Genomic DNA, 25306 nt, shown 5'->3' with positions numbered 1-25306 from the left:
TATAGAGGGCTTTTTCATGTTATCCAATACAAAGTCGGAAACAATCCGAGGGATTAGTTAGCGCTTTGTAATGCTTCTTCAAGCTGATATGTGCGAACTTTTCGTGGAAGGAAACTACGAATTTCATCTTCGTTAAAGCCAACTTGCAGACGCTTCTCATCAAGCATAATCGGACGCTTCAAAATGCTTGGGTTCTGCTCGATTAGCTCATATAGTTCACGCATTGTTAGATCATCTAAATCTACATCTAACTCTTTAAAGACCTTTGAACGTTCAGAAATAATTTCTTTCGTCCCGTCTTCTGTCATACGAACGATTTCTTTAACTTCGTCTGCAGATAAAGGTTCAGAGAAAATGTTGCGTTCTGTGTACTCTAAGTTATGTTCCTCAAACCACGCTTTCGCTTTACGGCAAGATGTACAACTTGGAGATAAATAAAGTGTAATCATGCAATGAACCTCCTAATGGTCATTTGAATGTTACCTTACTTTTTCACTTTACATCGTATGAATTAGGGACGATGTAAGCTAACTTACATTCCCTAGTATACCACTTGGTATGGAACTGGGCAAAATGATAATTCTCCCAAATATGAGGGAATTCATTCCTCACCTATTGATGTGAAAGTATGATAAAGTCATAGGTTATTTTCCTTGCATATGCTTGTCCAATACCCGTTATTTGATAAATGTATGCATCAATGGCACACCCGGCTGTTTTCGCCATGATTTGATTGTAACATAAATATCTTTAATTTGAGATAGTTAATTTATTAATCATGATCCAATATTCTACTTTTCCTGATAAGCCCCCTTATATGGAAAAGTAGAAGTTGAGAGAATGTTTCCGTTAACTTTTATTGAGCGTAAGGTGGGCCTAGAAACCACTCGCTTTCCTGTGGGGAGCTGGTGAGCCTCCTCAACCGGCAAAGCCGGTCTCCGGGGTCTCACCTAGGCTCTTCTGCCCACGGGAGTCTCGCAGTTTCCAGGCCCACCTTTTCAATATTGGGAGAAACGGAAACAAGCTAAAAGTAGTTTCAATTAGGCATCAGCAATGTTCAAGCAGCTGGGGCGTTCTACTACTTCTGGCAAGGGGGTTCTGGGGAACGGGGAGACTCCTGCGGGAGAAAGAGGGAGACGAGACCCCGGAGCGAACGAAGTGAGGGAGGAGGCTCTGAAAGAAAGGAGAAGTTCGACTAAAACCGTCACGACCTGTGACAACGTCGAACGACCCCACATCGTGTGGGCCCCCCGCGGAAAGCGAGTCGTTCCCCAGAAGCCCCTAGCACTCATTATCATAACGACCCCAAACATATTAAAGTGTCTCAGCTTCGAGTCTTCATGATTACTGCTCATATCTGAGAAAGAGCCGGTTTGAGGTTTGTCTGGATAATTTGGAAACTTATGTTTATCTATGGTGAATCGGGGTACACATCATAGGTGATGAAGCGCTTTCAGTGGCGGTTGTGTATAAACCACAAAATTTTTGGCTGAAGTTTGTGGCATGGGCACGTTGTGGTATAGCTACTATAAAAGTTATAATTTTCTTAATAGAAAAACATTTAGCACAATAAATGTATCTCTTTAATCTAAAGAAATCGTTACATCAACGATGAAGGGGTGTGGTGGTCGTGGAAGCGTTAAGTAAGAATTTCTTCTTATTATTATCCAATAGTTCAGTACTCGACAAAATGGCCAAGAAATGGGGGCCTCGTTTGGGAGCGGATAAGATTGTGGGGGGAGAGTCGTTTGACCAGGCCATTCCATTAATCCAACAGTTGAATAGTCAGGGGCTGCACGTAACGGTGGATCATCTCGGTGAATACGTTAACTCAGAGTCAGAAGCAAGAGAGCGTGCCGAAGAATGCATAAGTACGATCCAGGCTATTCATAATCATCAGTTGAATACGCAGCTAAGTTTAAAATTGACCTCCCTTGGTCTTGATATCAGCCATGAACTTGTCCATGAAAATATGACACGCATATTAGAGGCAGCGAAACAATATGATGTGGTTGTAACAATCGATATGGAGGATTCATCTCGTACAGAGAAGACGCTTGAGTTGTATAAACACTTCAAGAAAGACTACGACAATCTTGGTACTGTCATTCAATCGTATCTATTCCGTTCGAACCAGGACGTTGAGGAATTAAGCGACTATAACGCATACTTGCGTCTTGTGAAAGGTGCTTACAAGGAATCTGGAAAAGTAGCCTTCACGGAAAAATCGATGGTAGATGATAACTTGAAAAAGTTAATTGCCAAGCATTTGTTAAATGGAAATTACACAGCGATTGCCTCACATGATGAGGCTATGATTGACTTTACAAAGGATTTTGTTGAGAAGAACAATATTCCAAAAGATCAATTTGAATTTCAGATGCTTTATGGCATGAGAAATCAAATGCAACTCGATCTTTTGCAGGAAGGATACAAAGTTCGGGTCTATCTCCCTTATGGAGAAGACTGGTATGGGTATTTCATGAGAAGGTTAGCAGAGCGCCCGGCGAACATCGCTTTTGCGGTGAAAGGGCTCTTTAGTAAATAAATTAGCTACTGCTTAAATAATGAAGAGGAAGGGGAAATGATTGATGGTACAACCGTACAAACACGAACCATTCACAGATTTCACAGTTAAAGAAAATAAGAAGGCTTTTGAGGATGCTTTGCAGCAGGTAAAAGGTCAGCTTGGCCAGGACCACCATTTACTTGTGGACGGAGAACGCATCTTAACGGACGATCACATCGTTTCCACAAACCCTGCTAATACAGACCAAGTTGTTGGACGTGTATCAAAGGCCACTCAGGAGCTTGCTGAAAAGGCGATGCAAGCTGCTTCTAACTCCTTTGAATCTTGGAGAAAATGGTCTGCTGAAGCACGTGCGGGGCTTTTACTTCGTGCCTCTGCGATCATGCGCCGACGTAAGCATGAGCTTTCCGCTTATCTCGTTTATGAAGTAGGTAAGCCTTGGAAAGAAGCGGACGCAGATACAGCAGAAGCGATTGACTTTCTTGAATATTATGCACGACAAATGCTAGAAATCGATAAAGGTAAGCACGTTGAAAGCCGTCCAGGCGAACGTAATCGCTATGTGTACCAACCTATTGGTGTAACCGTAGTCATCCCGCCGTGGAACTTAGCGCTAGCCATTATGGCTGGTACGACTGTAGCGCCTCTTGTAGCAGGTAACACAGTGGTTATGAAACCAGCTAGTAATAGCCCGGTAATCGCGGCGAAATTTGTTGAAATTTTAGAAGAAGCAGGACTTCCTAAAGGTGTTCTTAACTTTGTACCAGGAAGCGGTGGCGAAGTTGGCGATTATCTTATTGAACATCCAAAGACTGCTCTAATTTCCTTCACAGGTTCTCGTGACGTTGGTCTTCGTATTATGGAGAAGGCATCTGTACGTCAAAATGGTCAAAACCATCTGAAGCAGGTTATTGCTGAAATGGGCGGTAAAGACACTGTTGTTGTCGATAAAGAAGCAAATATTGACACAGCTGTAGAAGCGATCGTTGTTTCAGCATTTGGGTTCTCAGGACAGAAATGTTCTTCTGGTTCCCGTGCTGTTGTGCATCAAGATGTATACGATGAAGTGCTAGAGCGTGTTGTAGCTCGGACGAAGGAACTTTCTGTAGGGAATGCAGCTGAATCGAACGTATACATGGGGCCAGTTGTAGACCAATCTGCATATGACAAGATTATGTCCTATATGGAAGTAGGAAAAGAAGAAGGTCGTCTGATGACTGGTGGTAAAGGCGATGATTCCAAAGGTTACTTTATTGAACCAACGATATTCGCAGACCTTGCGCCTAATTCTCGCATGCAACAAGAGGAGATCTTTGGACCAGTTGTTTGCTTTACAAAAGCGAAAGATTTCGATGAAGCTATTGAGATTGCGAACAATACAGAATATGGCTTAACAGGTGCGGTAATCTCTGATAACCGTCAGCACTTAGAAATCGCAGCTCGCGACTTCCATGTGGGTAACCTGTACTTTAACCGTAACTGTACTGGTGCCATTGTTGGTTATCAGCCATTCGGTGGATTCAAAATGTCTGGTACTGACTCTAAAGCGGGCGGACCAGATTATATCGCTCTCCACATGCAAGCTAAAACAATTTCCGAAATGTATTAATAAAGCAAAAGCTTCTCACCTAGGTGAGAAGCTTTTTTGTCTTTATTGGTTTGGATAGTCGCAATACTCCACAATTGTTCCTTCTGTATCCGCCGGATTTACGTAAATTAATCTTCTTCCATGCTTGTTCGTACGCAAGCTTCCTTCTAATATACGTATGCCTTTTTCTTCTAATTCTTTCATCGCTTCGTCCAGGTCATCTACTTGATAAGCCACATGGTGGACGCCTTTTCCTTTTTGTTTGATGAACCGAGCAATAGGTGAAGTTGTATTATTCGTTGGCATTAACAGCTCAGTACGAAATCCATTTACATCCATTATGGCGATCTCACTTTCAACTCCGGTTGCCTCACTACGGTAACGGTCAATCATCGTTGCACCTAACACATTTTCGTAAAAATGAATACTTTCTTCTATGTTTCGAACGGCTACGCCGATATGATCCAAATGTTTCTCCATATTTATTCTCCTCGTCTCATTAGTGGACTCATTGTATCATATTGTCGTTAACTACAGTTTATAGAGTGTCTTTATTTAACTAATGTATCAGAGAATGTAAACTGAATATTAAAAAGACTAATAATACTCTGCAACATTGCCTTTCCCTTTTACAAGAAAAGTCGCTATAATGAACATTAGGTTTTCTTGTTCGACACCGCTTTGAAAGGTAAGGGATGAACTATGGATCAAAAGGAGCTCATTTTCCAAACAGAGGATATACATAAAGCGACGGAGTTTATTAGCTCAAAGCTTGATAAACCAGTCATTGTTGAAAGTAAAAACTTTGAATTAATCGCATATAGTTCTTCATTTGAAGAATTTGATCAAACTCAACAGAAGACGATTTTGTCTAAGAAATGTCCTGTTTTTATTATTGATCGTTTGAAGAAAGAGGGAATCGTACAAAAAGTAGAAAGTAAACCAGAGCCTATTCGCATAGAACCGATTGAGGAGCTTGGCTTTTACCAGCGAATTGTAATTGCAGCAAAACATTTAGGTCACACGATGGGATACATTTGGGTACAAGAATCGACGTCTTTATTAAAAGAAGAAGACCTCGTGTTTTTAGAGGAAATTACCTCACATATCGGAAAACTGATTTACGATGCTTATTCACGCGTGAATGTAAAGGAAGGGCGTAAAGACGAATTGTTGTGGAAACTTATCCATCACGAGTATGGTAGCGAAACGCAATTCAGACATGATTCGAAACAAGTGAAGCTACGTTTACCTGAGAGGTGTGCGGTATTAATCTTCTCCATCACTGATCCCCAACACAATCATTTATTAGGAACGTTGAAAGATTTAGTTATTCACTCTCCTTTGCGACAAGATATCCAGTTCTTAAAAACGGAGTTTCAAATTGTAATGTTTGTCCATGGGAGGGCGAGTGATCCACTGAGTGCCACTGATACTGGAAGAGCGTTTATTGAAGAAGTGAAACAGTCTTTGGATGGGGACTCTTTCTATTACTTCATGATCGGACTTGGAAAAGAGTATACGAAGTTAATTGACGTCAGGAAGAGTTTCTTAGAAGCACTAGAGGTCATTGAAACGGCTAACTTTATCGAACCTAGGCCAGAAACCATGCCAAGAGAATTTGCTAAGTTAGGAGTATACCGGTACTTGGCTACTCTTTATGAGAAAAATAGTTCTGAAGATTATTTCAGTGAAGACCTTCTGGTATTAATGAAAAAAGATACCGAAGGACAGACAAATCTCTTACAGACCCTCGAAGTATACTTAGCCAATAATGGGAAAGCGAAGCAAACAGCAGCAGAACTGTTTATTCACCCGAATACGTTAAACTATCGATTGAAACAAATACTCGATTTGACAAATATTGATCTCCAAGATTTCAATATGAAAAGCTATTTATACAGCGAATTGCTTCTTTTGAATAATGTTCCTGGTTATTATAAACGATATCAGGAAGCCATTTCGGTTCATTTGAAAGAATAAAAAGCGGATGCAAATAAGCATCCGCTTTTTTATGGTCTAGTGAACCAGGTCAGGGGACAGGAGTAGTTAAATTACCTAGGTTATGACATGAATCATACGCGGTAGGATTCTAGTAATTCTAACGCCCATTCGCACCATTCCACATACATTTTTGCATATCTTTTCCCAAATTCTGAAGTTAAATAGCTACCGATTTCAAGGTAACTTGGGTGAGTATGTTCACCGTAATACTCTAGCTGCCATTGAGACGTGCCGGCGAGTATGGCTTTTTCTCTCGCTAGTATTCTTTCTAATAGTGTGATGGCTTCTTCTACAGAGATCGCTTGAAAAGCAGAAACGCGAAGAAGAAATTCATCTTTAATCTTGGCAGGTTTGATAGCTTCTTCCATCATCCATTCAATTAAGCGTTTTTCCCCTTTATGGGTAATCGTATATAGTTTCTTGTTCGGACTTCCTTCTTGGACGATCGTTTCATAGGTGACGAGCTCCTCATCACGCATCTTATTTAATTCTTGGTACACCTGAGAGTGTGTGGAATTCCAAAAATAAATGTGCTGTGTCTTAAATATGCTATGTAAGTCATAGCCTGAATGCGGACCTTTAGTCAACAATCCGAGAAGGGCATATCGTATAGCCACAGTCTACATCTCCCTTTACTCAACTTCCTAGCTTTATTATACGCTACATTGCTAAAAGGAGAAACGGAAGCATGTGCTACAGATGTTTATCATTACCAAATAAGAGGGAATGAGAGTACTAGTAATAAACATAAAGGAGGAAAAAGAATGGCTGAAAAACGATTAAGTGAACTTGTCCAAGGTGAAAACTATTCTGCACAGGAGTTAGATAGCTTTGTGACAACGACAGATGCTGTACTCTTATCAACTAATGAGAATCAACTATTCACAGAACCAGAACGGGAATATAAGGTAACTGGTGAATTCGCAGGATTCTTTGAGCATTCCTCTGAAGATGGGGAGAAGTATTTCCGTAATAAAAAAGCATACATTGTTGAAAAAGTATAAAGAAGCAAATCGAAACGAATGATAAAAAGGACTTAATCTATTCAGGTTAAGTCCTTTTTTAGGTATAATAGATCTTCCGATTATATTAGTGAGGGAGGGATCAAGATGACGCAGCGGCAAAATAGAGTTCCTTACTATCTTCAAGTAAAGCACAGTATTATTGAAAATATTAAAAGCCAAAGCTGGAAACCTGGAGAAAAGATTCCATCAGAGAATCAGCTGATGCAACAGCATCAAGTAAGTCGCTCTACTATTCGACAAGCGATAAGTCAGTTAGCTCAGGAAGGAATACTTGAAACAAAACGAGGAAAATCCACTACTGTTAAGAAAAAACCAACGGATCATGTGAAAAACCCAGGAGTGATTCAAAGAGAAAAAGGCTCCGAGTTTAGTGTTCATTTAATAAGAACTGTCCATGGTAAGAAAATGGACTATGCGAAGAAGATGTTAGGTTTAACAGAAGAGCAGTCGGTCTATATGTACGAGCGACTCCGTTTAGCGGATGGGATCCCCATTGCCTTTCAACAATTATTCGTTCCAGAGCACATTGTTGATACACTTACAGATGAGGATTTATTGGTATTTGATTTCCACTCCCATTTAGAAGAAATAGGGGTGATTGCGAGTTATTCTAAAGATTATGTATCAGCTTCTCTGGCGAATACATATGAAGCTGACTTCTTAGGTATAGTAACGGGGGATCCTTTAGTTGACTTGACAAGAATTACACTCGGAATCGATCAGTCTCCTCTTGAATATTGTAGAACCAAATACTTGCCATCTTACTTTGATTTTACTGTAGAAACCAGAGGATAACACTTTAGTCATCAAGCTAAAGTGTTTTTTTATTAGTTGTTTTAGTTCCTCTAGTGCTTTTGGTTTTCTGTTAAGTCTAAATAAGATTCATAAGGATGTAGAAAGGAAGAGAATGGATAATACTTGCGGATCATCTTGGCGACATGTTAGTATAAGTTTTGTGGTTATACGAACATGTATGATTTTTTACATAATATCCGCATGCATATCTAGTAATCTATTAAAATAAACTTGGGGGAATAGACGCATGAAAGCATTAAAAAGAATCCTACCGGCGCTTTTTATCGGAATGTTACTTGTTCTGGCCGGGTGTGGAGATAGTTCTAGTTCTGGTTCTGGAGAGGAATCTGAAGAATCGAATAAAACAATTGAGCTTGGTCTAAACAACTGGGCAGAAAACGTGGCTGTATCAAACATGTGGAAAGTCATTTTAGAAGATGAAGGTTATACAGTTAATTTAAATATGACGGAAAAAGGTCCTTTATACCAAGCTTTGAAATCAGATGATTTGGACCTTTCTTTAGAGGTATGGTTACCAAATACGGATAAGCCATTCTATGAAGATTACAAAAACGATGTAGATTTCCATAAAGACGAAACTTGGTTTGATGGTACGATTTTAGGACTTGCTGTGCCTAGTTATGTAGATCTAAATAGTATTGAAGAGTTGAATGAGAACAAAGAAATGTTTGAAGATGGAAAAATTTACGGAATTGATGCAGGTTCAAGTCTTATGGGCTTAACTGAAGATGTTATTAAAGAGTACGATTTAGATTATTCTACTGCAGCTTCTTCTGGTCCAGCAATGACGACTCAACTTGGAGAGTCTATTCGTAAAGAAGAACCGATTCTTGTAACGCTTTGGAAGCCTCATTGGGTATTCGCAGAATATGATGTGAAATTCTTAGAAGACCCTAAAAATGTTTATGGGGATGAAGAGAACATCAGCTGGATGTCTCGTCAAGGTTTCTCAGAAGACTATCCTGAAGTGACAGAGTACATTAATACGTGGAAGATGAATGACGAACAATTAGGAAGCTTAATGAACATGGTGAAAGAAGCTGAAGCTCCTGCTGAGGGTGCTCAGAAATGGGTAGATGAAAATGAAGACCTTATCAATGAATGGTTAGGTAAATAAGAAGCTTATAAAAAAAGGACTTTCCATCACGGAAAGTCCTTTTTTGTGTTTATACAACTGTGCCATATTTCTGAGCACGCTTGTCATCCTTGTGATCTTTTACGACGAGGACAGCATGTATGGCACCTGGTATAACGCCAAGTATTGTTAGTAATAGGTTAATAATTGCTTGAAAAGGTTTGCCAACTAATAGCACCGCAACTGGCGGCAATAGAATAGCTAGTAGGTATAACATGATTCACCCTCCTGATGGAATGTCTTGCAATTTATATGTATATTACCCGCTATCCACAAAGTTAATCTAACCAGTGAGATTAGAACTTGTAATTTTATAGGTTTTAACATTCTTCTTTACGGTTACATAAATAGTACGCAGAAACTTAAGTAGCCCGATAAGGAGTGAAGTTGAATTATGACATTACAAAAAGACTTAAAGAAACTAGAGAATTTCTACACAGAAAAACCTCACCGAGTACTAACAATGTACTTAAATACAGACTTAGCCGACCAAGATCAACAAGGCGGCGAATGGAAAATCCATTTCAAAAATGGAATGAATAATTTTGAACACTATCTTCAAGAGAGCGGAGATAAAGAGGAATTGAAAAACTTCCGCGAACTAAAAGAGCAGTTGGAGACTTATGTAACAGATTATGAGCGAAATCTTTCTAAAAGCTTAATTGTATTCGCGTCAACGGATGGCCAACTTTGGCACGCTCAACCAATTCAGATGCCAGTAAAAACAGAATTTTTCTGGGAAGAAGCACCTGTATTGGATCAGCTAAAAGAACTAAACAATGAATTTCCTAAAACAGGCGTAGTGCTAGTTCAGCAAAATGATGTAAAAGTTATTGAAGCAGAATTAGGAGCTGTAGATGATGTTAAGTATTATCAACTAGACCTTAACACAGAAGACTGGCGCTTACACACTGGTCCACACCAGGCTCAAGCCTCTATGGGATCAGGCGGTAAGAACCCAGGTAAAGAGAAGTTTGAGGACCGATATCGTGCGAACCAACAACGTTGGTACAAAAGTCTTGCCCCAACGCTAGACAAATTAGCTAAAGATGGCCAATGGCAACGTATTTATCTAGTCGGGAACCAAGATGAAACAGATGAGATTCAAGCTCATATGAATAAACCAATTGATGAGCATGTTCCAAAGAACCTATTAGAACATGAAGAAACACAAGTTCTTAACGAAGTAGTTTTATAAAAAAGGAGGGAACTCTGCAGCATTGAGTTGCAGAGTTTTTTCTTGTTTTATACATAATGAAAAACCTAAAAGATATCCTGTTAGATCGTGTTTTCTAATATTAGGAACCAGCACGTTTCTTAAATAAATCTCGAAAATATGATAAAATAATAATTAAAAATTGAGCTTTAAGGAGAATGAAATGTATATCGTTGACTCTACTGTAGTTGTCCCTGAGGAAAAAGCAGATGAATTAATTGAAATCTATCAAAACCGTTCAAGAAGCGTTGATCAATGGGAAGGTTTTCGCTCTTTTCAGCTACTTCAAAACGACAAGAAGCCTGGTGAATTAACAGTTCATATGGAATGGGAATCGAAGGCTCATTATATGAAGTGGGCTACAAGTGAGGAATTTCAAAAGATACACGAGCTCGAGAAAAATTATCCTGACAAAGCACTTGCGAATATCCCTCCAAAAGTTAAGAAATTTAAAGTGGTGGCAGAATGAAGGCTTCAGAGAAGGAGAAAATCGTTGACCAAATCGTTCATGAAATTTATGCTGCGTATCCCTTCTTGTGGGAACGCTTTGGTGAAAATGGGCGAAAGCGTACAATAGAAGATAATTATCACCATTTAGACCATCTTTCCACAACATATAATATGGGAGATGCACAGTTTTTTATGGATTATACCAAGTGGCTACAAACGGTGTTAACGAGCCGTAACGTGGGTACAGAGTTGATTGTAGATAATTACGAACGTTTGTACCGACATTTGGATGAACTTGAGGATCAAGAAGAAAGTAAGGCATATCAGTCTTATTTAACAAGTGGTATTGAATTATTAAAAGCTACGAATGAGTAAAGGGTGAGGAGATGGACGATTTTTCTAAGCTAGCAAAGTTGTTTCTTGAAGGAAATGAAGATGATGCCATTCATTATTTGTCTCAGATGGGGCCAACTCCTAATCGTCTTCATTTGTATGAACAATTCCTTACTCCAACTATGTACCATATAGGTGCTCTTTGGGAACGAAACGAGATTTCAGTTGCTGATGAGCACTTAGCTACAGCGGTATGTGATTTTGTGTTGTCACAATTGGATAGTATGGAAAAACGTAAGGTGGAAAAAAACGCGAGTAAAGCGCTATTATTCGGAATCGAAGAGGAGCAACATTATCTAGGCTTAAAGATGGTCGCTTCTACATTCAGAGAATATGGATGGGATGTAAGATACCTTGGCCCTAACTTGCCATTAGATCACGCGCTTACTCAGGTGAACCGATATAAACCTGATGTTATTGGAGTATCTGCAGCTTTGTCATACCGCCTTCCTGTCTTGAAAGATGTTATTGAACATCTGGCTCGACTCGAGTGGTCCCCAACTGTGTTAATAGGGGGGAGAATGGCGAAAGAGTACGATTTACGCTCATTTGCTTCAGATCGAGTTCTTATAGTGAAGGACTTACACCAGTTAGAAGCATGGATAGAGGGGAATGAAGAAGACATTAATGCGACAAGTTAACAATCAATTTCCAGCTCCCTGTCTAACCATAAACAAAAAATACACGATTCTTGAATATACACAAGAAGCGAGTGAGATGTTTCATCTGACTCCTTCTTTATGGGAAATCATAGAGGAAGGCAGTCATACCAAAGTAAAAGAGTGGGTTATTCCTTCTCAGCCTAAGTCTAAAGTAGAGATTAATATGATTACAGCTTCTAAACAAGTTGTACTTGTTGACCTTTATGTTAAATGGAATAATGATTTACAAGCAGAAATAATGATTTTCCCTAAAGAAGGACAGAATCAGCACGTAACAAAAATGTTAGATCGATTACAAACTCGATTAAATGAAACGAATTTTGAATTGTTGGAAGAAAAGGAAAAACTTGAGGATGCCATTCAGCAGAATAATAAACTATCCGCTCCGTTTATCCAACTCACTGATGAAACGTCCTTAATCCCTTTATTTGGTGACATATCAGAAGAAAAACTTTTAACGATTAAAGATCAAATTCTCCTAAATGCTCATACACATGAGTCGGATTGTTTGTTATTTGATTTTACAGCAGTAGGTGAAATGCACCAAGAAGGTGTCTACGTCTTAAAAGACATCTTCACTAGTCTGCTTTACATGGGAAAAGAAATCGTGATTGTAGGTGTAAAACCTATACAAGCTCAACGGTTGCATCACTTAAAAATCCGGTTTAATTTATCCTTTGTTACTTCATTACAAGAAGCGCTTAATCGATTTGGTGCATAACCAAAGCCTTTTTTCTATCTAAGAAAAAAGGCTTATTTATATTGTTTTCTAGAATAAAATGGAATAAATAGGTTTTACTATTCTATTGGAATGGAAATAGAATGGTAAACAATCTAGATCGACGCGACCGACACCCAATAATGGAGTTTCCACTATACCTCATACTCAAAACGATTTGCTTCATGTAGCTTTTGGTAGGTTCATATACTGGCAAAAAAGGAGGGAATTCCATGGGGAACAAAGCGATTTACATTTATACTCGGTCAGGTTGTGAAGATAGCCAATCCTTAAAAAAGTACTTATCTAGAGATCAGATCCCTTACCATGAGATTGATATAAGTCGCTCTCATGATCTTGAGAGTGAATTACTTGGACTCACAGGGACCACGATTACTCCAGCAATTGTTGTCGACCAAAGAAGTATATTTGGTAAAAAGAAGCGGGCTGTATTTTCAGGATATGTAACAAATAAGTCCAATATAAAGCGAGTCATTCAATAAAAAAACGCCCTTTCCTAACAGAGCTTATTAGGAAAGGGCGCTTTTTAGCATTACAAGAATAGAGCAAATATGATCCAAACAAGGCTAATACTGATAAGAAGGCTAGAAGCTACATAGATTAGCGCTTCTTTCAATTGGTTCTTTTGAATAAGGATAATTGTCTCTTTACCAAAAGTAGAAAAGGTAGTAAAAGCTCCGCAAAATCCCACACCTGCTATTTGCCACAAGAATTCTGGAAGAACATGCTTCGTTCTGAGTACCACTAATCCGCCTAATAGTAAAGAACCGACGATATTTGCAATCCAAGTTCCATAGGGTATAGATCCTTTAGGATTCATTATTTCACTCACAAGGAATCGGGCAATAGCTCCAAGTCCTCCGCCAATTGCTACGAAGGCAACCATCATTTCGCATGCCCCTTTCGGTTATTAGCCGTGAAAAAACCGAGCCAGCTTAATACCAACCCTCCAGCAAGGCTAGCTACCACATACAGGAGTGCAAGTGTTTGTGAGGTATCGATCCAAAGTTGAACTGTTTCCGTTGAAAACGTTGAGAAGGTGGTGAAAGCTCCTATTACTCCTGTACTAATTCCTACTTTGATAGCAGAAGGAATACCTTTCATTAACGTTGGATGAGTACTTAGATAGGTGAGTATAAAGCAGCCGATAAGATTGACAAGGAGCGTTTCATATGGAAATACAGAATTTTCTTCAATCCATAAAGAAATCATAAATCGACCTGAGGCTCCAAGCGCTCCACCTACAAATATAGCAAGGTACACATACATTATTTCGCTGGTCACTCCCTTATTGGAAGAGAAGGGGAAGGAAGTGGCCCCTTCTGTACATTATTTACATGCAGGACATTTTCCGTAGATTTCAAATTTATGGTTTTCTACAGAATAGTCTTGTAGTTCTCCGGAGACTTGCTGCATCGGACAAGTATGAATTTCTTTCGTTTTTCCACAATCAAGACAGATAAAGTGATGATGATGCTTTGACTCACACTTCATACGAAAGTGCTTCTCACCTTCTAATTCCGTTACTTCTAACAAGCCCAGGTCTACAAATAAATGTAAATTTCGGTAAATGGTATCGAAGCTAATACCAGGGTACTTATCTTCCATCATAATTTTCACATCACGTGCAGTTCTATAGCCGTTATGCTCATAGAAAAAGCGTAACAGATCTTCGCGCTTGTCTGTATACTTATGACCTTTTTCTTTTAATTCTTTAAGTGCTCGATGTAAATTCACGTTTTCACCCTCTTAGTGCGCGTACGTTGAATAACTTGCTTCACAAAAATCGTTACTAACAAGATCAAGATCGATGTTACTACAATGGTACCTCCAGGTGGGATTTCAAAATAATAGCCAAATATAAGACCACTAATCACCGAAACTTCACCAAAGACAATGGATAGAAGAATAGCTTGCTTGAACCCGCGAGCAATTCGAATGCTAGCCGCAACAGGTAGAGTCATAAGCGCTGATACAAGCAATACTCCTACGATGCGGATAGAAGCAGCAATCACAAGAGCGGTCAAAACAATAAACAAGAAGTGAATGCGTCTAGCATGAATTCCAGACACAACGGCATGTTCTTCATCGAATGAGAGCATGAAAAGCTCTTTATAGAATAAGGCAATGAGTGATGTGACAAGAACCGCAACGATTAGAATCGTCCATAAATCCTGTCGACTAACAGCTGTTACCGAACCGAATAAATAATTAAATAAGTCTGTATTAAATCCGTCTGCTAAAGAAATGAAGATTACACTAAGGCCGACACCACCTGATAAAATAATGGGGATGGCTAATTCCTGGTAAGCTTTATAAACGCGGCGGAGTTGTTCGATAAAGACTGATCCAATTACAGAGAAACTCATACCAGCGTAAAAAGGACTAATGCCTACCCCAAACTTCTTATCAAGCATAAGTCCAAATGCAATCCCAGATAATGTGACATGGGAAAGGGCGTCTGCAATTAGAGATAGACGTCTTACAACAACGAATGTTCCAAGCAGTGGGCCGATAAATCCGATTAGTAAACCAGTGTAAAGAGCATTTCTTAAAAATTCATATTGTAAAAAGCTTGATAACATAATGATTCCTCCACTAATGGTCGTGGGTCACAGCATTAACAGGGTGACCGTAAATATTCGATAGATCTTGATCATTTAAATCATTAAAGGATTCAGGATCACCGTGAAAATGAATTTGTTTATTTAAACAAGCAATATCGCTAGCATAGGCTGTCATGGTTCCTATGTCATGAGTAACAAGCAGTAGCGTAATGCCTTTATTTTTATTTAAGTCTCGGAGCATCTTGTAAAAGCGATGTACGTTTTCTGTGTCCACCCCAACAGTCGGCTCATCAAGAATTAGAAATTCTGGCTCACTGACAAGAGCTCTGGCAATAAAAATCCGTTGTTGTTGTCCACCTGATAGGTCTCCTATGTTTTGGTGAATGTAATCAGACATTCCGACCAAGTGAACAGCTTCTTTAATCTTTTCTTCATGCTTTTTCTTAAAAAAACGAAAGTAGCCGACTTTTGATGTGAGGCCCATTGAGACAACCTCATACACTGTGGCCGGAAAGCCGCTATTAAAGCTGTTTGCCTTTTGGGAGACGAAGCCAATTCTGTCCCACTCTTTGAATTTATCTATAGGCTTTCCGAATAAGCGAATATCTCCTCTTTTTTGGTGTAACAAGCCAAGTATGAGCTTAATTAGGGTCGTTTTCCCGGATCCATTTGGTCCGACAAGTCCCACAAAGCTTCCAGGTTGAATGGTGAAATCGATGTGCTCAAGGACCTCTTTTTGCTCATAGGAATAACTTACATTCTCGATACTTAGTACAGGTGTAGTCAACGTGGTTAAACCTCCTTTAGTTATGATTTAAAACCTTTTTAAGCACAGTTAGGTTTTGACGCATTAAATCAAAGTAATCCTTATCCGCATCTATATCCTCTCTCGTACGGACTGAAAGGTTATGGATGGATAGTGCTTCTGCGCCAATTTCTTCTTGAACGATGGTTGCGATCTCGTTAGAAACATTTTCTTCAAAAATCATGTAGTCTATGTTTTCTTTCTTTCCAGTTTCGATTAAACGTTCAATATCCTTCTGAGATGGCTCGCTACTTGGTGATATGCCATTTACTGAGATTTGCTCAACGCCATATCGTTCTTCCCAATACCCATATGCTCCGTGTGCAACTAAAAATTTGTTCTGATCAGCATTTTCTACCACGCTTAGGAAGTCTTCATGCAAAGTCGTAAGCTCTTGGTTCAGCTTGTTGAAATTCTCTTTATATACTTCTTTGTCTTCGGGGTTTAATTCTATTAATTCTTCTTTGATGTAGCTTGCCATTTCCTTAGCCCGAACGGGATCAAGCCATACGTGAGGGTCTTTATCACCGTGGCTATGACCTTCATGGTGATCTTCTTCGTGATCTTCCTCTTTATTCTCGACATGAGCAAATAAGGACTCATGTGTGCCTAGTTCTACAAGTGAAACACTCTCGTCATTTAAAGACTCAGCTGCACTCTCTGCGAAGCCTTCTAACCCAGCTCCCAGATAAAAGAACGCATCGCTCTCAGCTAATTGTGCCATCGTTTTAGCAGTAGGCTCAAATGTATGAGCATCTGCTCCTGGTGGGTAAATGGACTCGACATCAACCGTTTCTCCACCAATTTCTTCTGTGAAGTATTCTATTGGATAAATGGATGTATAGATTGTCAGATCTTCTATAGATGAGTCATTGTTATTATTGGATGAACAAGCGGAAGCTATGAGTAACACACTAGCCATAGCAAGACTTGTAATTTGTTTCTTCATTCTCATATTCTCTCCTTTGAACGGTTCCTTTACACAAAACCTTAGTCATTGTATCGTAACGATTCCGATTTGTAAATAAGAATGATTCCGATTTAACGCGGAACCATGAATTTATCATTCAAAATACATGTGACGATAAATAAGCCAAGAGTGATTTCACTCTTGGCTTGTTTTATAAAAGTATTCAATTATAGTGGTGATTTTGAACAATGGTTATTCAAGAAAAGGGCAGGATTGTTGAAGACTCGAAACTGGGACACTTTACTGTGTGTGGGGCCGTTACGCTTATAAGTGCTAGGGCAGGCTTGGGGACCACTCGCTTCCCAGCTCCCCGCAGGAAAGCGAGTGGTCCCCGAGAAAGCCCAAGCACTCTTAAACGTAAAGGCCCTTCCTGCTGAAATATCTCAACTTCAAGTCTTCCACATAAGAGGGCTTATATGGAACAAAATCAATACTAAACATTAACAGAGCCGAATAAAAAGAAGAGGATGTTAGTCACCCTCTTCTTAAAGCAGTTTTATTAATTTTTACGTAACTTCCGCAAACGTAGAGTTCCAAAGAGCGCAAATGCACTAATGATTAAGGATGAGATAAACAGTCCGTTATAGCCGCTTCCAACAACTTGATGCAGACTAGAAAGCATGGATTCACGTAACTTTTCATCCTGGATCAATTCAAACGTGCTCTTAATCGACTCAAAATCTTTTTCATCTAAATCCTCTCCTTCAGGTAAGGAGAGTGCTCCTCCTACTGCTTGAGCTGGTATGGCTTCTTCTGAGAGATTGTTTGAGACCTTTTCTTCTACATTCGTAAGAGACCTGGCTAGAAATCCAGCATAGATGGTAGGGGCAATGGTCATACCTAGTTGGCGGAACAAGGAAGTTGTTCCAAGAGCTACTCCCTTTTGATTTGACGTATTTTCTGTAGCCAGGACATTAATTGGAGCCCCGAGCATCATACCAAAACCTGCCCCTACGAATGAACTAGCGATCGCCATTTGCCATAACGTATCGACCCATAATGGAAATAGTAAGAATCCGGTTATAGATAATAAACTGGCTGTAACTAGTGTGTATATCGGTCCCTTCTTGTCGACAAGCGTCCCGCCTCCGCCAGCACCTACTCCTGATGCAAGGGCAAGAGGAGTAAACCAAAACCCTGCTTGTTCACGAGGTATGTTTAAATATTGCTCAATGTACCCTGGAATAAAGATCACGGATGCAAGAATCATACCAGAGAATGAAGCTAGTAATAATGTCCAGCGAAAAGTAGGTGTTTTAATCAAATTCAATGGCAGAATTGGATCGCGACCAGGTCCTACGCGTTTTTCAACTTGGAACAGGGCAATGAATAAGACAACAGATAATAAGAAGATAGTAAAAAATGTCGGCTTTAAAAGACTGGTTAGCAAAGCTTCTCCTTCTAACAGAGTTAAGCTGTACATAAGGGAGAGAACGGCTGTGGTCAGGAATAGAATGCCTGCCCAGTCCATTTTTTCGTTAACAGGCTCTTGTTCTTCTTCTTTAATGAAATGTCCTCCAAATAACAAGAGGAGAATCGAGATTGGAATATTAATCAGAAATAACCAGTTCCAGCTCCCAGTTGCTTGTAAAATAAGCGCACCCAGATTTGGTCCAAGTATGGCAGCGATGCCGTTCATCCCACCGATTAGTCCTAGTGCTCGACCTTGCTTGTCTTGTGGGAATGTGTTCAATACATAAGAGCTTGCAATAATGAAAATCCCCCCACCCCCTAATGATTGCAAGAATCTAGAAGCGAGAAAAAGAGGGAAGGTAGGGCTTAAAGCCACACATAAAGAACCTATACCGAAAAGTGTAACTTCAATCATAAACAGACGTTTTCTGCCAAACTGATCTGATAACTTTCCTATAATAGGAACAGAGATCGCTAAACCTAATGTATATAATGTAATCGTCCACGAACCCCAGGTTGCACTAACATCGAAGGCGTAGATGAGTGTTGTGAGTGAAGCAGTGATAATGCCATTATCTAATGCAGCCATAAAGACTCCGATTGCAAATACAAAAAGTGCCCCTTTTAGTTGATGGTTCATGTAGTTCCTCCTAGTAACTATGTAATACGAAAGCGTTTTACTCAACTATAGCAAATAGTAGCAATAATTTAGGGTGAAATCAATGCGGTCATTAAAGGTAGATTTCAGGTGTCTGAGAATAGAGGAAGGGGAGCCAAGAAATCACTTACTTTCTGAGGTTATCTCTGAAGCTTTCTCTGTTAAACGATGGCATAAAATCTCTTGTTTAGGTTATACCAATAAGGGTATGTAAATAGTAGAGCATATTTCATGAAGGAGGCATTACCATGTTCCATTACACAGTTGAAACATCTAAAACCTTGGATGAGGCGGTAGAGGCGCTTCAGGCTGAGTTGAAAGAGGAGAAGTTCGGAGTCCTTTGGGATTTCAATGTGAAAGATACGTTACAGAGTAAAGGTTTTGACTTCGATACCACTTATCGAATTTTAGAGGTTTGTAATCCTGGAGAGGCGAAGGCGATTTTAGAAAAGAATGCACTCGCAAGTTATTTCCTTCCTTGTAAGATTGTTGTATATGAACAAGAAGGTCAAACGAAGATCGGTATGCCAAAACCAACAGCCTTAATTGGATTCTTAGAGGATGCCGAACTTAACGATCAAGCTAAAGATATTGAAGAACGTATGGCAGCTTGCATGGACAAGGTTGCTCAGTAGTATACCCTGGGCAAGTATATGGTTAATAAATGGTGATGAGGGTTAGCAAAGTTTAATTTGCTAACCTTTTTTGCGTGCAAGGGAGTTGACTTAAATACGTAACGGGGGTATAGTAAAATTAAAATCAAGCAAAATAAGGAAGTGAGCGAATGGATCATTCCATATTACCAGAAGATAGTGGAAAACAGCCCGTAATGCCACGTACAGATGAAGAAAAACAAAAGGTACTCAATCGCTTAAAGCGAATTGAAGGGCAAGTTCGCGGAATTCAAAAGATGATCGAAGAAGATCGGTATTGTGTCGATGTTCTCGTACAAATATCAGCGATTAATGCAGCCTTGAAAAAAGTGGGCTTCTCTCTGATGGAACGTCATACGAACCATTGTGTAGCTGATGCAATTCATAAAGGAAACGGTGACGAAGCCATACAAGAACTTATTAAAGTAATGGAACAGTTCTCCAAGTCCTAAGGAGGGTCTTCTATGGGTAACGAAGAGAAACAAATGAATGTCGGGATTACAGGGATGACCTGTGCTGCATGCTCGACTCGAATTGAAAAAGTCTTAAATAAAATGGATGGAGTCGAAGCAAGGGTGAATCTCGCGATGGAGAAAGCCCAAATTGAATACAATTCAGATGAAGTGAGTACATCAGATATTACGGCTAAGATCGAAAAACTAGGCTACGGTGTACAAACGGAAAAAGTTGAATTAGACATATACGGAATGACCTGTGCTGCATGCTCATCCAGAATTGAAAAAGTACTCAATAAGATGGATGGTATTCAAACAGCAACAGTGAATCTAGCTAATGAAACAGGGGTTGTGGAATATCAATCAGGATTGCAAGGTTTCGATGAGATCATAGCAAAGATCCAAAAGCTTGGTTATGATGCAGAACCACGTGTTGATGCTGATGAAAAATCATCACAAAAAGAGCAGGAATTGAAGAAAAAGAAAATGAAGCTCTTCCTATCAGCACTTCTTTCTTTGCCTTTATTATATACAATGTTTGAGCACTTATTTGGCCTGCCTGTTCCTTCATTAATCATGAACCCTTGGGTACAGTTTTCCTTGGCAACACCTGTTCAGTTTATTATAGGCTGGCAGTTTTACGAAGGGGCTTATAAGAACCTTAAGAATAAAACAGCAAACATGGATGTATTAGTTGCTCTTGGTACAAGTGCCGCTTATTTTTATAGTCTGGCCGAAGCCATTCAGGCAACAGTAGGGGCAACGGATACCCCTCACTTGTATTTTGAAACAAGCGCAGTATTAATTACACTTATTCTTTTAGGAAAGTACTTTGAAGCCATTGCAAAAGGGAGAACGACGCAAGCTATTTCCTCTTTACTTAACTTACAGGCTAAAGAAGCTACGGTAATAAGAAATGGAGAAGAGGTAAAGCTCCCAATTGATCAAGTAGTCGTGGGCGATCATATTCTCGTACGTCCAGGCGAGAAAATTCCTGTAGATGGCAGCGTTATAGATGGTCGTACATCGATTGATGAATCTATGATTACAGGTGAGTCGATCCCTGTTGAAAAGAGTGAGGGAGAAGCTGTGATCGGTTCTACTATAAATAAGAATGGGACCATTACAGTGGAAGCTACAAAAGTGGGCAAAGACACAGCCCTTGCTGGTATTATAAAAGTAGTTGAAGAGGCGCAAGGGTCTAAGGCCCCCATACAACGTATGGCTGATGTTATTTCGAGTTACTTTGTTCCAATCGTTGTAGGTATTGCTCTTGTTACATTTGTTATTTGGATTGCGATCGTTAATCCAGGTAACCTTCCTGTAGCGCTTGAAGCGTCTATAGCTGTTCTCGTGATTGCTTGTCCTTGTGCGCTTGGGCTAGCTACACCAACTTCTATAATGGTGGGGACAGGAAAAGCGGCAGAACAAGGTATCTTATTTAAAGGTGGAGAACACTTAGAATCTACCCACCATGTTCAAACGATCGTATTTGATAAGACAGGGACGATTACAAACGGAAAGCCAGTCGTAACTGATTTCGAGGGTAATAAAGACGCATTGCGTTTAATAGCTGCTGCTGAAAACAGTTCTGAACACCCATTAGCTCAAGCAATCGTCCAATATGTAAAAGATAAAGGAGTTCATATTCCAAAGGCAGATTCTTTTGAGGCAATACCGGGACATGGTATCAAAGCCGTTGTAGAAGGCAAAAGTGTATTAATTGGTACTCGGAAGTTATTTGAGGAAGAAAATGTGGAATATACCCCTTACAAGGACACAATGGCTGATCTCGAAAATGACGGGAAGACAGCTATGCTCTTGAGTGTAGATGGAAAGTCTAGTGGTATTATAGCGGTAGCAGATACCGTGAAAGAGTCAGCTGCTAACGCTTTAGCTGAATTAAAAGAACAAGGCATTGAACTTGTCATGTTGACAGGCGACAATGAACGAACTGCTCAAGCGATTGCCTCGCAAGTTGGGATTGATCGCGTCATTGCAGAAGTGGTACCTGAACAAAAGGCAGAAGAAGTTCGAAAGCTGCAGGAAAGCGGAAAGTCCGTGGCTATGGTTGGAGATGGGATCAATGATGCGCCAGCTCTAGCTGTTGCCGATATCGGAATCGCCATTGGTACTGGTACAGATGTAGCAATTGAAGCGGCTGATGTGACCATTCTTGGCGGGGAACTGACCCTTATACCAAAGGCGATTAGAATCAGCCATCAAACAATGAAGAATATTCGTCAAAATCTGTTCTGGGCACTTGCCTATAATACTGCAGGGATTCCGGTAGCTGCGCTTGGCTTATTAGCTCCCTGGATTGCAGGAGCAGCTATGGCATTTAGTTCAGTAAGTGTTGTTTCTAACTCCCTTCGATTGAAGAGAGTTAAAATATAAAACTAAAGTGAAAGGATGAATGAACAATGCAAATTACATTAGCCGTTCATGGCATGACTTGTGGTCATTGCGAAAAAGCAGTTAAAGGAGCCGTTGAAGAACTAAACGGTATTCAAGGAGTAGAAGTACATTTAGACACGAATAAAGTAGACGTTACGTATGACGATGTTTACGTATCAAAAGAACAAATTGAATCAGCTATTGAAGAGCAAGGATACGATGTTGTTTCATAATTAGTTTACAGATCTTAGATTCGTAAGGAAAAAGGGCGAAATCTTAAATGATTTCGCCCTTTTTCTGTACATAAGTTAAATATGCATCTGCGCGTCTGAAAAGAAAACAAGTATATTAGAAAGTCTCACTGACCGAATTCTGCGCCTCCTATTTATAAGAGTATTTTTTTAATAACGAGTATAATTAATCAGGCGAAAAACGTTTTCAAATGTTTATTGTTGGGAATAGGATAAACAGAATCGGGTTAGCCCGTAAAAAGGAGATGTTACATAGTGAGTGATAAGAGAAAAAGATTGACGACTGAAGGTGGAATTCCTGTAGGTGATAATCAGAACTCCATGACAGCTGGTTACCGTGGCCCTACCATAATTCAAGATGTTCATTTGCTCGAGAAGCTTGCTCACTTTAATCGTGAGCGCATTCCAGAGCGTGTGGTACACGCTAATGGAGCAGGTGCATTTGGGTATTTCGAAGTGACAAATGACCTTTCCAAGTACACAAAAGCAGACTTTTTATCTGAAGTCGGAAAGAGAACGGAAATGCTTGCTCGCTTTTCTACAGTAGGTGGAGAGAAAGGTTCTGCAGATACAGCCCGAGACCCGCGTGGTTTTTCTCTTAAATTTTATACGGAGGAAGGAAACTACGACCTTGTTGGAAATAATACACCCGTTTTCTTCATTCGTGATGCAATCAAATTCCCTGATTTTATCCATACTCAAAAGCGTGACCCACAAACGAACTTAAAAGATCCTGATATGGCATGGGACTTCTGGTCTCTTTCTCCAGAATCTCTTCATCAGGTTACCATTTTATATTCTGATCGAGGTGTACCGGCTACTTTCCGCCATATGCACGGGTATGGTAGTCATACATTTAAATGGACGAATGCAGAAGGGGAATCTGTTTGGGTGAAGTATCACATCCGTACAGATCAAGGATATAAGACCTTAGATGAAGAAACGGCTGTGAAAATTGCAGGTGAAAACCCTGATTATAAAACAGAAGATCTTTTCACTTCTATTGAAGAAGGGGATCATCCTTCTTGGACAATGTATGTACAAATAATGCCTTTAGAAGATGCTGATACGTACGACATTGATCCGTTTGATGTAACTAAAGTGTGGCCACATGACGACTACCCTTTAATTGAAGTAGGTAAAATGGTTCTGAACCGAAATCCGAAGAATTATTTCACAGATATTGAGCAAGCTGCATTCAGTCCTGGTAACTTTGTACCAGGGATTGATGTATCACCAGATAAGATGCTCCAAGGACGTCTCTTTGCATACGCAGACGCTCATCGCTATCGCTTGGGTGCGAACTATGAAACTCTACCTGTCAATCGCCCTAAAGTAGAAGTGAATAATTATCAACGTGATGGTGCAATGCGATTTGACGATAATGGGGGAGGGTCTAAAAACTATGAACCCAATAGTTATGATGGACCAGTTGAGGATCCTAGTGTGAAGCAGGCTACTTACCCTGTTTCAGGATTAGCAGATAGTACCCCTTATGATCATGATGATCATTACACTCAGCCTGGTAATCTGTACCGTCTTATGAGTGAAGATGAGAAGCAACGTCTAGTATCCAACATTGTCGGTTCAATGAAGGAAGTGCGTAAAGAAGAAATTCAATTACGCCAAATCGAACACTTCTATAAAGCAGACCCTGATTATGGCGAGCGTGTAGCACAGGCGTTAGGATTAAAAGTACCAGAAGAAGTAAAATAAGCATTGGCTATAAATAAAAGTGCCCGTGGGAATCACGGGCACTTTTTGTTATGCGTTTAGATAATGCTCCATTACTTTTGGTACATAGGCTTTTGTTTCTTGAAAAGGTGGAATGCCTCCGTACTGATCCACATTCCCTGGGCCGGCGTTATAAGCTGCAAGAGCTAATTCAGTGTCATCGTTATATCGGTCTAACATTTGGCGAAGGTACTTAGCACCACCATCAATATTCTCTTTTGGGTCAAAAATATTCTGAACCCCAAGCCCTTCAGCCGTCGAAGGCATGAGTTGCATTAACCCCTTAGCGCCAGCTTGACTCTCTGCATTTGCGTTATAGTTAGACTCTTGTTTTATTACTGCGTGAAGCAGATTTGGATCTATATTATATTGTCTAGACGCCTCTTCGATATAGGATTGATAGTTTTCAGAGCTCCCTTTATTGATAGGGAGAGAGCTATAAGGAGCGGAAGCCAATGGAGGGGGTCCGTTCCCTTTTTGCGTAATAGGCGTTATAGTGGATGACTTAGTTAGCTCACTTTCGAGTAGTTGAGTGAAAAGCGTTGAAGCAGAAAAGGAAGTAGAGGAAGACCCACTACCTAATGATCGGATGGCTTGCAACTGAGCAAGTTGTTGCCACATTTTTACGTTCAAAAAACCACCTCTTGTATGTAAACTTGTATCTTTATTATAAAGGATTTCTAGAATTATGTGGAAAATAATTTAGTGAAGCACGAAAATTAGGGCTATCTCAAAAGAGTATGATCTTTTGGGATAGCCCGGCCTCGCGGGTTGTTGGTGGTTTTAGTCTAGCTTCTGCTTTTGCTGAACAGTCGCCTGTGCTTTTCTGTGTCTAGCTCCGGGGG

At 39.9% G+C, this 25306-nt stretch carries 29 protein-coding genes; 17 read left to right on the top strand and 12 right to left on the bottom strand.

Going from position 1 to position 25306, the window contains the following annotated elements; translation table 11 throughout:
- Positions 1–53: 53 nt before the first annotated feature.
- Positions 54–449 (bottom strand): transcriptional regulator SpxA, encoded by a 396-nt coding sequence (spxA, locus tag IEW76_RS06630; RefSeq protein WP_188652083.1) that lies wholly within the window; start codon positions 447–449, stop codon positions 54–56.
- 1181 nt (positions 450–1630) lie between these two features.
- Between spxA and IEW76_RS06625 the strand changes: the two genes are divergently transcribed.
- Positions 1631–2548, top strand: coding sequence for a proline dehydrogenase family protein (locus tag IEW76_RS06625; RefSeq protein ID WP_308422053.1), 918 nt, complete (start codon positions 1631–1633; stop codon positions 2546–2548).
- Positions 2549–2591: 43 nt separating this feature from the next.
- Entirely contained in the window at positions 2592–4139 is a 1548-nt protein-coding gene (gene pruA, locus IEW76_RS06620) for an L-glutamate gamma-semialdehyde dehydrogenase (RefSeq protein WP_188652081.1), read from the top strand.
- A gap of 42 nt (positions 4140–4181) precedes the next feature.
- Here the strand turns inward: pruA and IEW76_RS06615 are convergent, their stop codons facing one another.
- Positions 4182–4598: a VOC family protein gene (locus IEW76_RS06615; RefSeq protein WP_188652079.1), complete on the bottom strand. Its 417-nt coding sequence runs from the start codon at positions 4596–4598 to the stop codon at positions 4182–4184.
- Between the two features lie 222 nt (positions 4599–4820).
- Here IEW76_RS06615 and IEW76_RS06610 point away from each other — a divergent pair, with 222 nt between their 5' ends.
- Positions 4821–6101 carry a PucR family transcriptional regulator gene (locus IEW76_RS06610; protein ID WP_188652077.1) on the top strand — a complete coding sequence of 427 codons (1281 nt, stop codon included), beginning with the start codon at positions 4821–4823 and terminating at the stop codon, positions 6099–6101.
- 92 nt (positions 6102–6193) lie between these two features.
- Here IEW76_RS06610 and IEW76_RS06605 read toward each other — a convergent pair whose 3' ends face one another.
- Positions 6194–6739: a PadR family transcriptional regulator gene (locus IEW76_RS06605; protein WP_188652075.1), complete on the bottom strand. Its 546-nt coding sequence runs from the start codon at positions 6737–6739 to the stop codon at positions 6194–6196.
- A gap of 147 nt (positions 6740–6886) precedes the next feature.
- Here IEW76_RS06605 and IEW76_RS06600 point away from each other — a divergent pair, with 147 nt between their 5' ends.
- From IEW76_RS06600 to IEW76_RS06590, 3 genes are all read left to right on the top strand, one after another.
- Positions 6887–7126 carry a hypothetical protein gene (locus IEW76_RS06600; RefSeq protein WP_188652073.1) on the top strand — a complete coding sequence of 80 codons (240 nt, stop codon included), beginning with the start codon at positions 6887–6889 and terminating at the stop codon, positions 7124–7126.
- Positions 7127–7231: 105 nt separating this feature from the next.
- Positions 7232–7942 (top strand): GntR family transcriptional regulator, encoded by a 711-nt coding sequence (locus IEW76_RS06595; protein ID WP_188652071.1) that lies wholly within the window; start codon positions 7232–7234, stop codon positions 7940–7942.
- A gap of 247 nt (positions 7943–8189) precedes the next feature.
- Positions 8190–9080 carry a glycine betaine ABC transporter substrate-binding protein gene (locus IEW76_RS06590; RefSeq protein WP_188652069.1) on the top strand — a complete coding sequence of 297 codons (891 nt, stop codon included), beginning with the start codon at positions 8190–8192 and terminating at the stop codon, positions 9078–9080.
- Between the two features lie 49 nt (positions 9081–9129).
- Here IEW76_RS06590 and IEW76_RS06585 read toward each other — a convergent pair whose 3' ends face one another.
- Positions 9130–9315: a YqaE/Pmp3 family membrane protein gene (locus IEW76_RS06585; protein WP_188652067.1), complete on the bottom strand. Its 186-nt coding sequence runs from the start codon at positions 9313–9315 to the stop codon at positions 9130–9132.
- Between the two features lie 177 nt (positions 9316–9492).
- Between IEW76_RS06585 and IEW76_RS06580 the strand changes: the two genes are divergently transcribed.
- From IEW76_RS06580 to IEW76_RS06555, 6 genes are all read left to right on the top strand, one after another.
- On the top strand, positions 9493–10296 hold the full coding sequence (locus tag IEW76_RS06580) for a VLRF1 family aeRF1-type release factor (protein ID WP_188652065.1): 804 nt from the start codon (positions 9493–9495) through the stop codon (positions 10294–10296).
- A gap of 181 nt (positions 10297–10477) precedes the next feature.
- Entirely contained in the window at positions 10478–10783 is a 306-nt protein-coding gene (locus IEW76_RS06575) for an antibiotic biosynthesis monooxygenase family protein (protein WP_036782451.1), read from the top strand.
- A complete protein-coding gene (locus tag IEW76_RS06570; RefSeq protein WP_188652063.1) occupies positions 10780–11139 on the top strand; it encodes a hypothetical protein in 360 nt (119 codons plus the stop codon). Before IEW76_RS06575 ends, IEW76_RS06570 begins: the two co-directional genes overlap by 4 nt.
- 11 nt (positions 11140–11150) lie before the next feature.
- Entirely contained in the window at positions 11151–11798 is a 648-nt protein-coding gene (locus IEW76_RS06565) for a cobalamin B12-binding domain-containing protein (RefSeq protein WP_188652061.1), read from the top strand.
- A complete protein-coding gene (locus IEW76_RS06560) occupies positions 11770–12540 on the top strand; it encodes an STAS domain-containing protein (protein WP_188652059.1) in 771 nt (256 codons plus the stop codon). Before IEW76_RS06565 ends, IEW76_RS06560 begins: the two co-directional genes overlap by 29 nt.
- Positions 12541–12770: 230 nt before the next feature.
- On the top strand, positions 12771–13040 hold the full coding sequence (locus tag IEW76_RS06555; protein ID WP_188652057.1) for a glutaredoxin family protein: 270 nt from the start codon (positions 12771–12773) through the stop codon (positions 13038–13040).
- A gap of 50 nt (positions 13041–13090) precedes the next feature.
- On the opposite strand, the gene crcB (IEW76_RS06550) is transcribed toward IEW76_RS06555, so the two are convergent.
- From crcB (IEW76_RS06550) to IEW76_RS06520, 7 genes are all read right to left on the bottom strand, one after another.
- The gene (gene crcB, locus IEW76_RS06550; protein ID WP_229721145.1) at positions 13091–13447 is read right to left on the bottom strand and encodes a fluoride efflux transporter CrcB; all 357 of its coding nucleotides are present in this window, start codon (positions 13445–13447) and stop codon (positions 13091–13093) included.
- Positions 13444–13827: a fluoride efflux transporter CrcB gene (gene crcB, locus IEW76_RS06545; RefSeq protein WP_188652055.1), complete on the bottom strand. Its 384-nt coding sequence runs from the start codon at positions 13825–13827 to the stop codon at positions 13444–13446. The genes crcB (IEW76_RS06550) and crcB (IEW76_RS06545) overlap by 4 nt, the downstream gene beginning before the upstream one ends.
- Positions 13828–13887: 60 nt before the next feature.
- Positions 13888–14295: a Fur family transcriptional regulator gene (locus tag IEW76_RS06540; RefSeq protein WP_188652053.1), complete on the bottom strand. Its 408-nt coding sequence runs from the start codon at positions 14293–14295 to the stop codon at positions 13888–13890.
- The gene (locus IEW76_RS06535; RefSeq protein ID WP_188652051.1) at positions 14292–15143 is read right to left on the bottom strand and encodes a metal ABC transporter permease; all 852 of its coding nucleotides are present in this window, start codon (positions 15141–15143) and stop codon (positions 14292–14294) included. Before IEW76_RS06535 ends, IEW76_RS06540 begins: the two co-directional genes overlap by 4 nt.
- 13 nt (positions 15144–15156) lie before the next feature.
- A complete protein-coding gene (locus IEW76_RS06530; RefSeq protein ID WP_188652049.1) occupies positions 15157–15912 on the bottom strand; it encodes a metal ABC transporter ATP-binding protein in 756 nt (251 codons plus the stop codon).
- A gap of 16 nt (positions 15913–15928) precedes the next feature.
- On the bottom strand, positions 15929–16879 hold the full coding sequence (locus tag IEW76_RS06525) for a metal ABC transporter solute-binding protein, Zn/Mn family (protein WP_229721144.1): 951 nt from the start codon (positions 16877–16879) through the stop codon (positions 15929–15931).
- A gap of 520 nt (positions 16880–17399) precedes the next feature.
- Positions 17400–18953 carry an MFS transporter gene (locus IEW76_RS06520; protein ID WP_188652045.1) on the bottom strand — a complete coding sequence of 518 codons (1554 nt, stop codon included), beginning with the start codon at positions 18951–18953 and terminating at the stop codon, positions 17400–17402.
- A gap of 266 nt (positions 18954–19219) precedes the next feature.
- On the opposite strand from IEW76_RS06520, the gene IEW76_RS06515 reads away from it, so the two are divergent.
- The 5 genes from IEW76_RS06515 to IEW76_RS06495 all read left to right on the top strand — a co-directional run bounded on the left by IEW76_RS06515 (position 19220) and on the right by IEW76_RS06495 (position 24443).
- Positions 19220–19606 carry a DUF302 domain-containing protein gene (locus tag IEW76_RS06515; RefSeq protein WP_188652043.1) on the top strand — a complete coding sequence of 129 codons (387 nt, stop codon included), beginning with the start codon at positions 19220–19222 and terminating at the stop codon, positions 19604–19606.
- A gap of 149 nt (positions 19607–19755) precedes the next feature.
- Positions 19756–20076, top strand: coding sequence for a metal-sensing transcriptional repressor (locus IEW76_RS06510; RefSeq protein WP_188652040.1), 321 nt, complete (start codon positions 19756–19758; stop codon positions 20074–20076).
- Between the two features lie 12 nt (positions 20077–20088).
- Entirely contained in the window at positions 20089–22476 is a 2388-nt protein-coding gene (locus IEW76_RS06505; RefSeq protein WP_188652038.1) for a heavy metal translocating P-type ATPase, read from the top strand.
- Between the two features lie 26 nt (positions 22477–22502).
- Positions 22503–22709, top strand: a complete 207-nt coding sequence (copZ, locus tag IEW76_RS06500; RefSeq protein ID WP_036782491.1) for a copper chaperone CopZ — start codon at positions 22503–22505, stop codon at positions 22707–22709.
- 273 nt (positions 22710–22982) lie between these two features.
- Complete coding sequence (locus IEW76_RS06495) at positions 22983–24443, top strand: catalase (protein ID WP_268235052.1); 1461 nt, start codon at positions 22983–22985, stop codon at positions 24441–24443.
- A gap of 48 nt (positions 24444–24491) precedes the next feature.
- Here IEW76_RS06495 and IEW76_RS06490 read toward each other — a convergent pair whose 3' ends face one another.
- Positions 24492–25094 (bottom strand): lytic transglycosylase domain-containing protein, encoded by a 603-nt coding sequence (locus IEW76_RS06490; RefSeq protein WP_229721143.1) that lies wholly within the window; start codon positions 25092–25094, stop codon positions 24492–24494.
- Between the last annotated feature and the right edge of the window lie 212 nt (positions 25095–25306).

The sequence above is a fragment of the Pontibacillus salipaludis genome (assembly GCF_014642405.1).
Classification (GTDB): Bacteria; Bacillota; Bacilli; order Bacillales; family BH030062; genus Pontibacillus; species Pontibacillus salipaludis.
This window is presented reverse-complemented; position numbering and strand designations above follow the sequence as displayed.

Excerpts from the sequence above, each read along its gene's own strand:
- spxA (WP_188652083.1), bottom strand. The coding sequence starts at position 449 with ATGATTACACTTTATTTATCTCCAAGTTGTACATCTTGCCGTAAAGCG.
- pruA (WP_188652081.1), top strand. The coding sequence starts at position 2,592 with ATGGTACAACCGTACAAACACGAACCATTCACAGATTTCACAGTTAAA.
- IEW76_RS06615 (WP_188652079.1), bottom strand. The coding sequence starts at position 4,598 with ATGGAGAAACATTTGGATCATATCGGCGTAGCCGTTCGAAACATAGAA.
- IEW76_RS06610 (WP_188652077.1), top strand. The coding sequence starts at position 4,821 with ATGGATCAAAAGGAGCTCATTTTCCAAACAGAGGATATACATAAAGCG.
- IEW76_RS06600 (WP_188652073.1), top strand. The coding sequence starts at position 6,887 with ATGGCTGAAAAACGATTAAGTGAACTTGTCCAAGGTGAAAACTATTCT.
- IEW76_RS06595 (WP_188652071.1), top strand. The coding sequence starts at position 7,232 with ATGACGCAGCGGCAAAATAGAGTTCCTTACTATCTTCAAGTAAAGCAC.
- IEW76_RS06590 (WP_188652069.1), top strand. The coding sequence starts at position 8,190 with ATGAAAGCATTAAAAAGAATCCTACCGGCGCTTTTTATCGGAATGTTA.
- IEW76_RS06585 (WP_188652067.1), bottom strand. The coding sequence starts at position 9,315 with ATGTTATACCTACTAGCTATTCTATTGCCGCCAGTTGCGGTGCTATTA.
- IEW76_RS06580 (WP_188652065.1), top strand. The coding sequence starts at position 9,493 with ATGACATTACAAAAAGACTTAAAGAAACTAGAGAATTTCTACACAGAA.
- IEW76_RS06575 (WP_036782451.1), top strand. The coding sequence starts at position 10,478 with ATGTATATCGTTGACTCTACTGTAGTTGTCCCTGAGGAAAAAGCAGAT.
- IEW76_RS06570 (WP_188652063.1), top strand. The coding sequence starts at position 10,780 with ATGAAGGCTTCAGAGAAGGAGAAAATCGTTGACCAAATCGTTCATGAA.
- IEW76_RS06565 (WP_188652061.1), top strand. The coding sequence starts at position 11,151 with ATGGACGATTTTTCTAAGCTAGCAAAGTTGTTTCTTGAAGGAAATGAA.
- IEW76_RS06560 (WP_188652059.1), top strand. The coding sequence starts at position 11,770 with ATGAAGAAGACATTAATGCGACAAGTTAACAATCAATTTCCAGCTCCC.
- IEW76_RS06555 (WP_188652057.1), top strand. The coding sequence starts at position 12,771 with ATGGGGAACAAAGCGATTTACATTTATACTCGGTCAGGTTGTGAAGAT.
- crcB (WP_229721145.1), bottom strand. The coding sequence starts at position 13,447 with ATGATGGTTGCCTTCGTAGCAATTGGCGGAGGACTTGGAGCTATTGCC.
- crcB (WP_188652055.1), bottom strand. The coding sequence starts at position 13,827 with ATGTATGTGTACCTTGCTATATTTGTAGGTGGAGCGCTTGGAGCCTCA.
- IEW76_RS06535 (WP_188652051.1), bottom strand. The coding sequence starts at position 15,143 with ATGTTATCAAGCTTTTTACAATATGAATTTTTAAGAAATGCTCTTTAC.
- IEW76_RS06525 (WP_229721144.1), bottom strand. The coding sequence starts at position 16,879 with ATGAAGAAACAAATTACAAGTCTTGCTATGGCTAGTGTGTTACTCATA.
- IEW76_RS06520 (WP_188652045.1), bottom strand. The coding sequence starts at position 18,953 with ATGAACCATCAACTAAAAGGGGCACTTTTTGTATTTGCAATCGGAGTC.
- IEW76_RS06515 (WP_188652043.1), top strand. The coding sequence starts at position 19,220 with ATGTTCCATTACACAGTTGAAACATCTAAAACCTTGGATGAGGCGGTA.
- IEW76_RS06510 (WP_188652040.1), top strand. The coding sequence starts at position 19,756 with ATGGATCATTCCATATTACCAGAAGATAGTGGAAAACAGCCCGTAATG.
- IEW76_RS06505 (WP_188652038.1), top strand. The coding sequence starts at position 20,089 with ATGGGTAACGAAGAGAAACAAATGAATGTCGGGATTACAGGGATGACC.
- copZ (WP_036782491.1), top strand. The coding sequence starts at position 22,503 with ATGCAAATTACATTAGCCGTTCATGGCATGACTTGTGGTCATTGCGAA.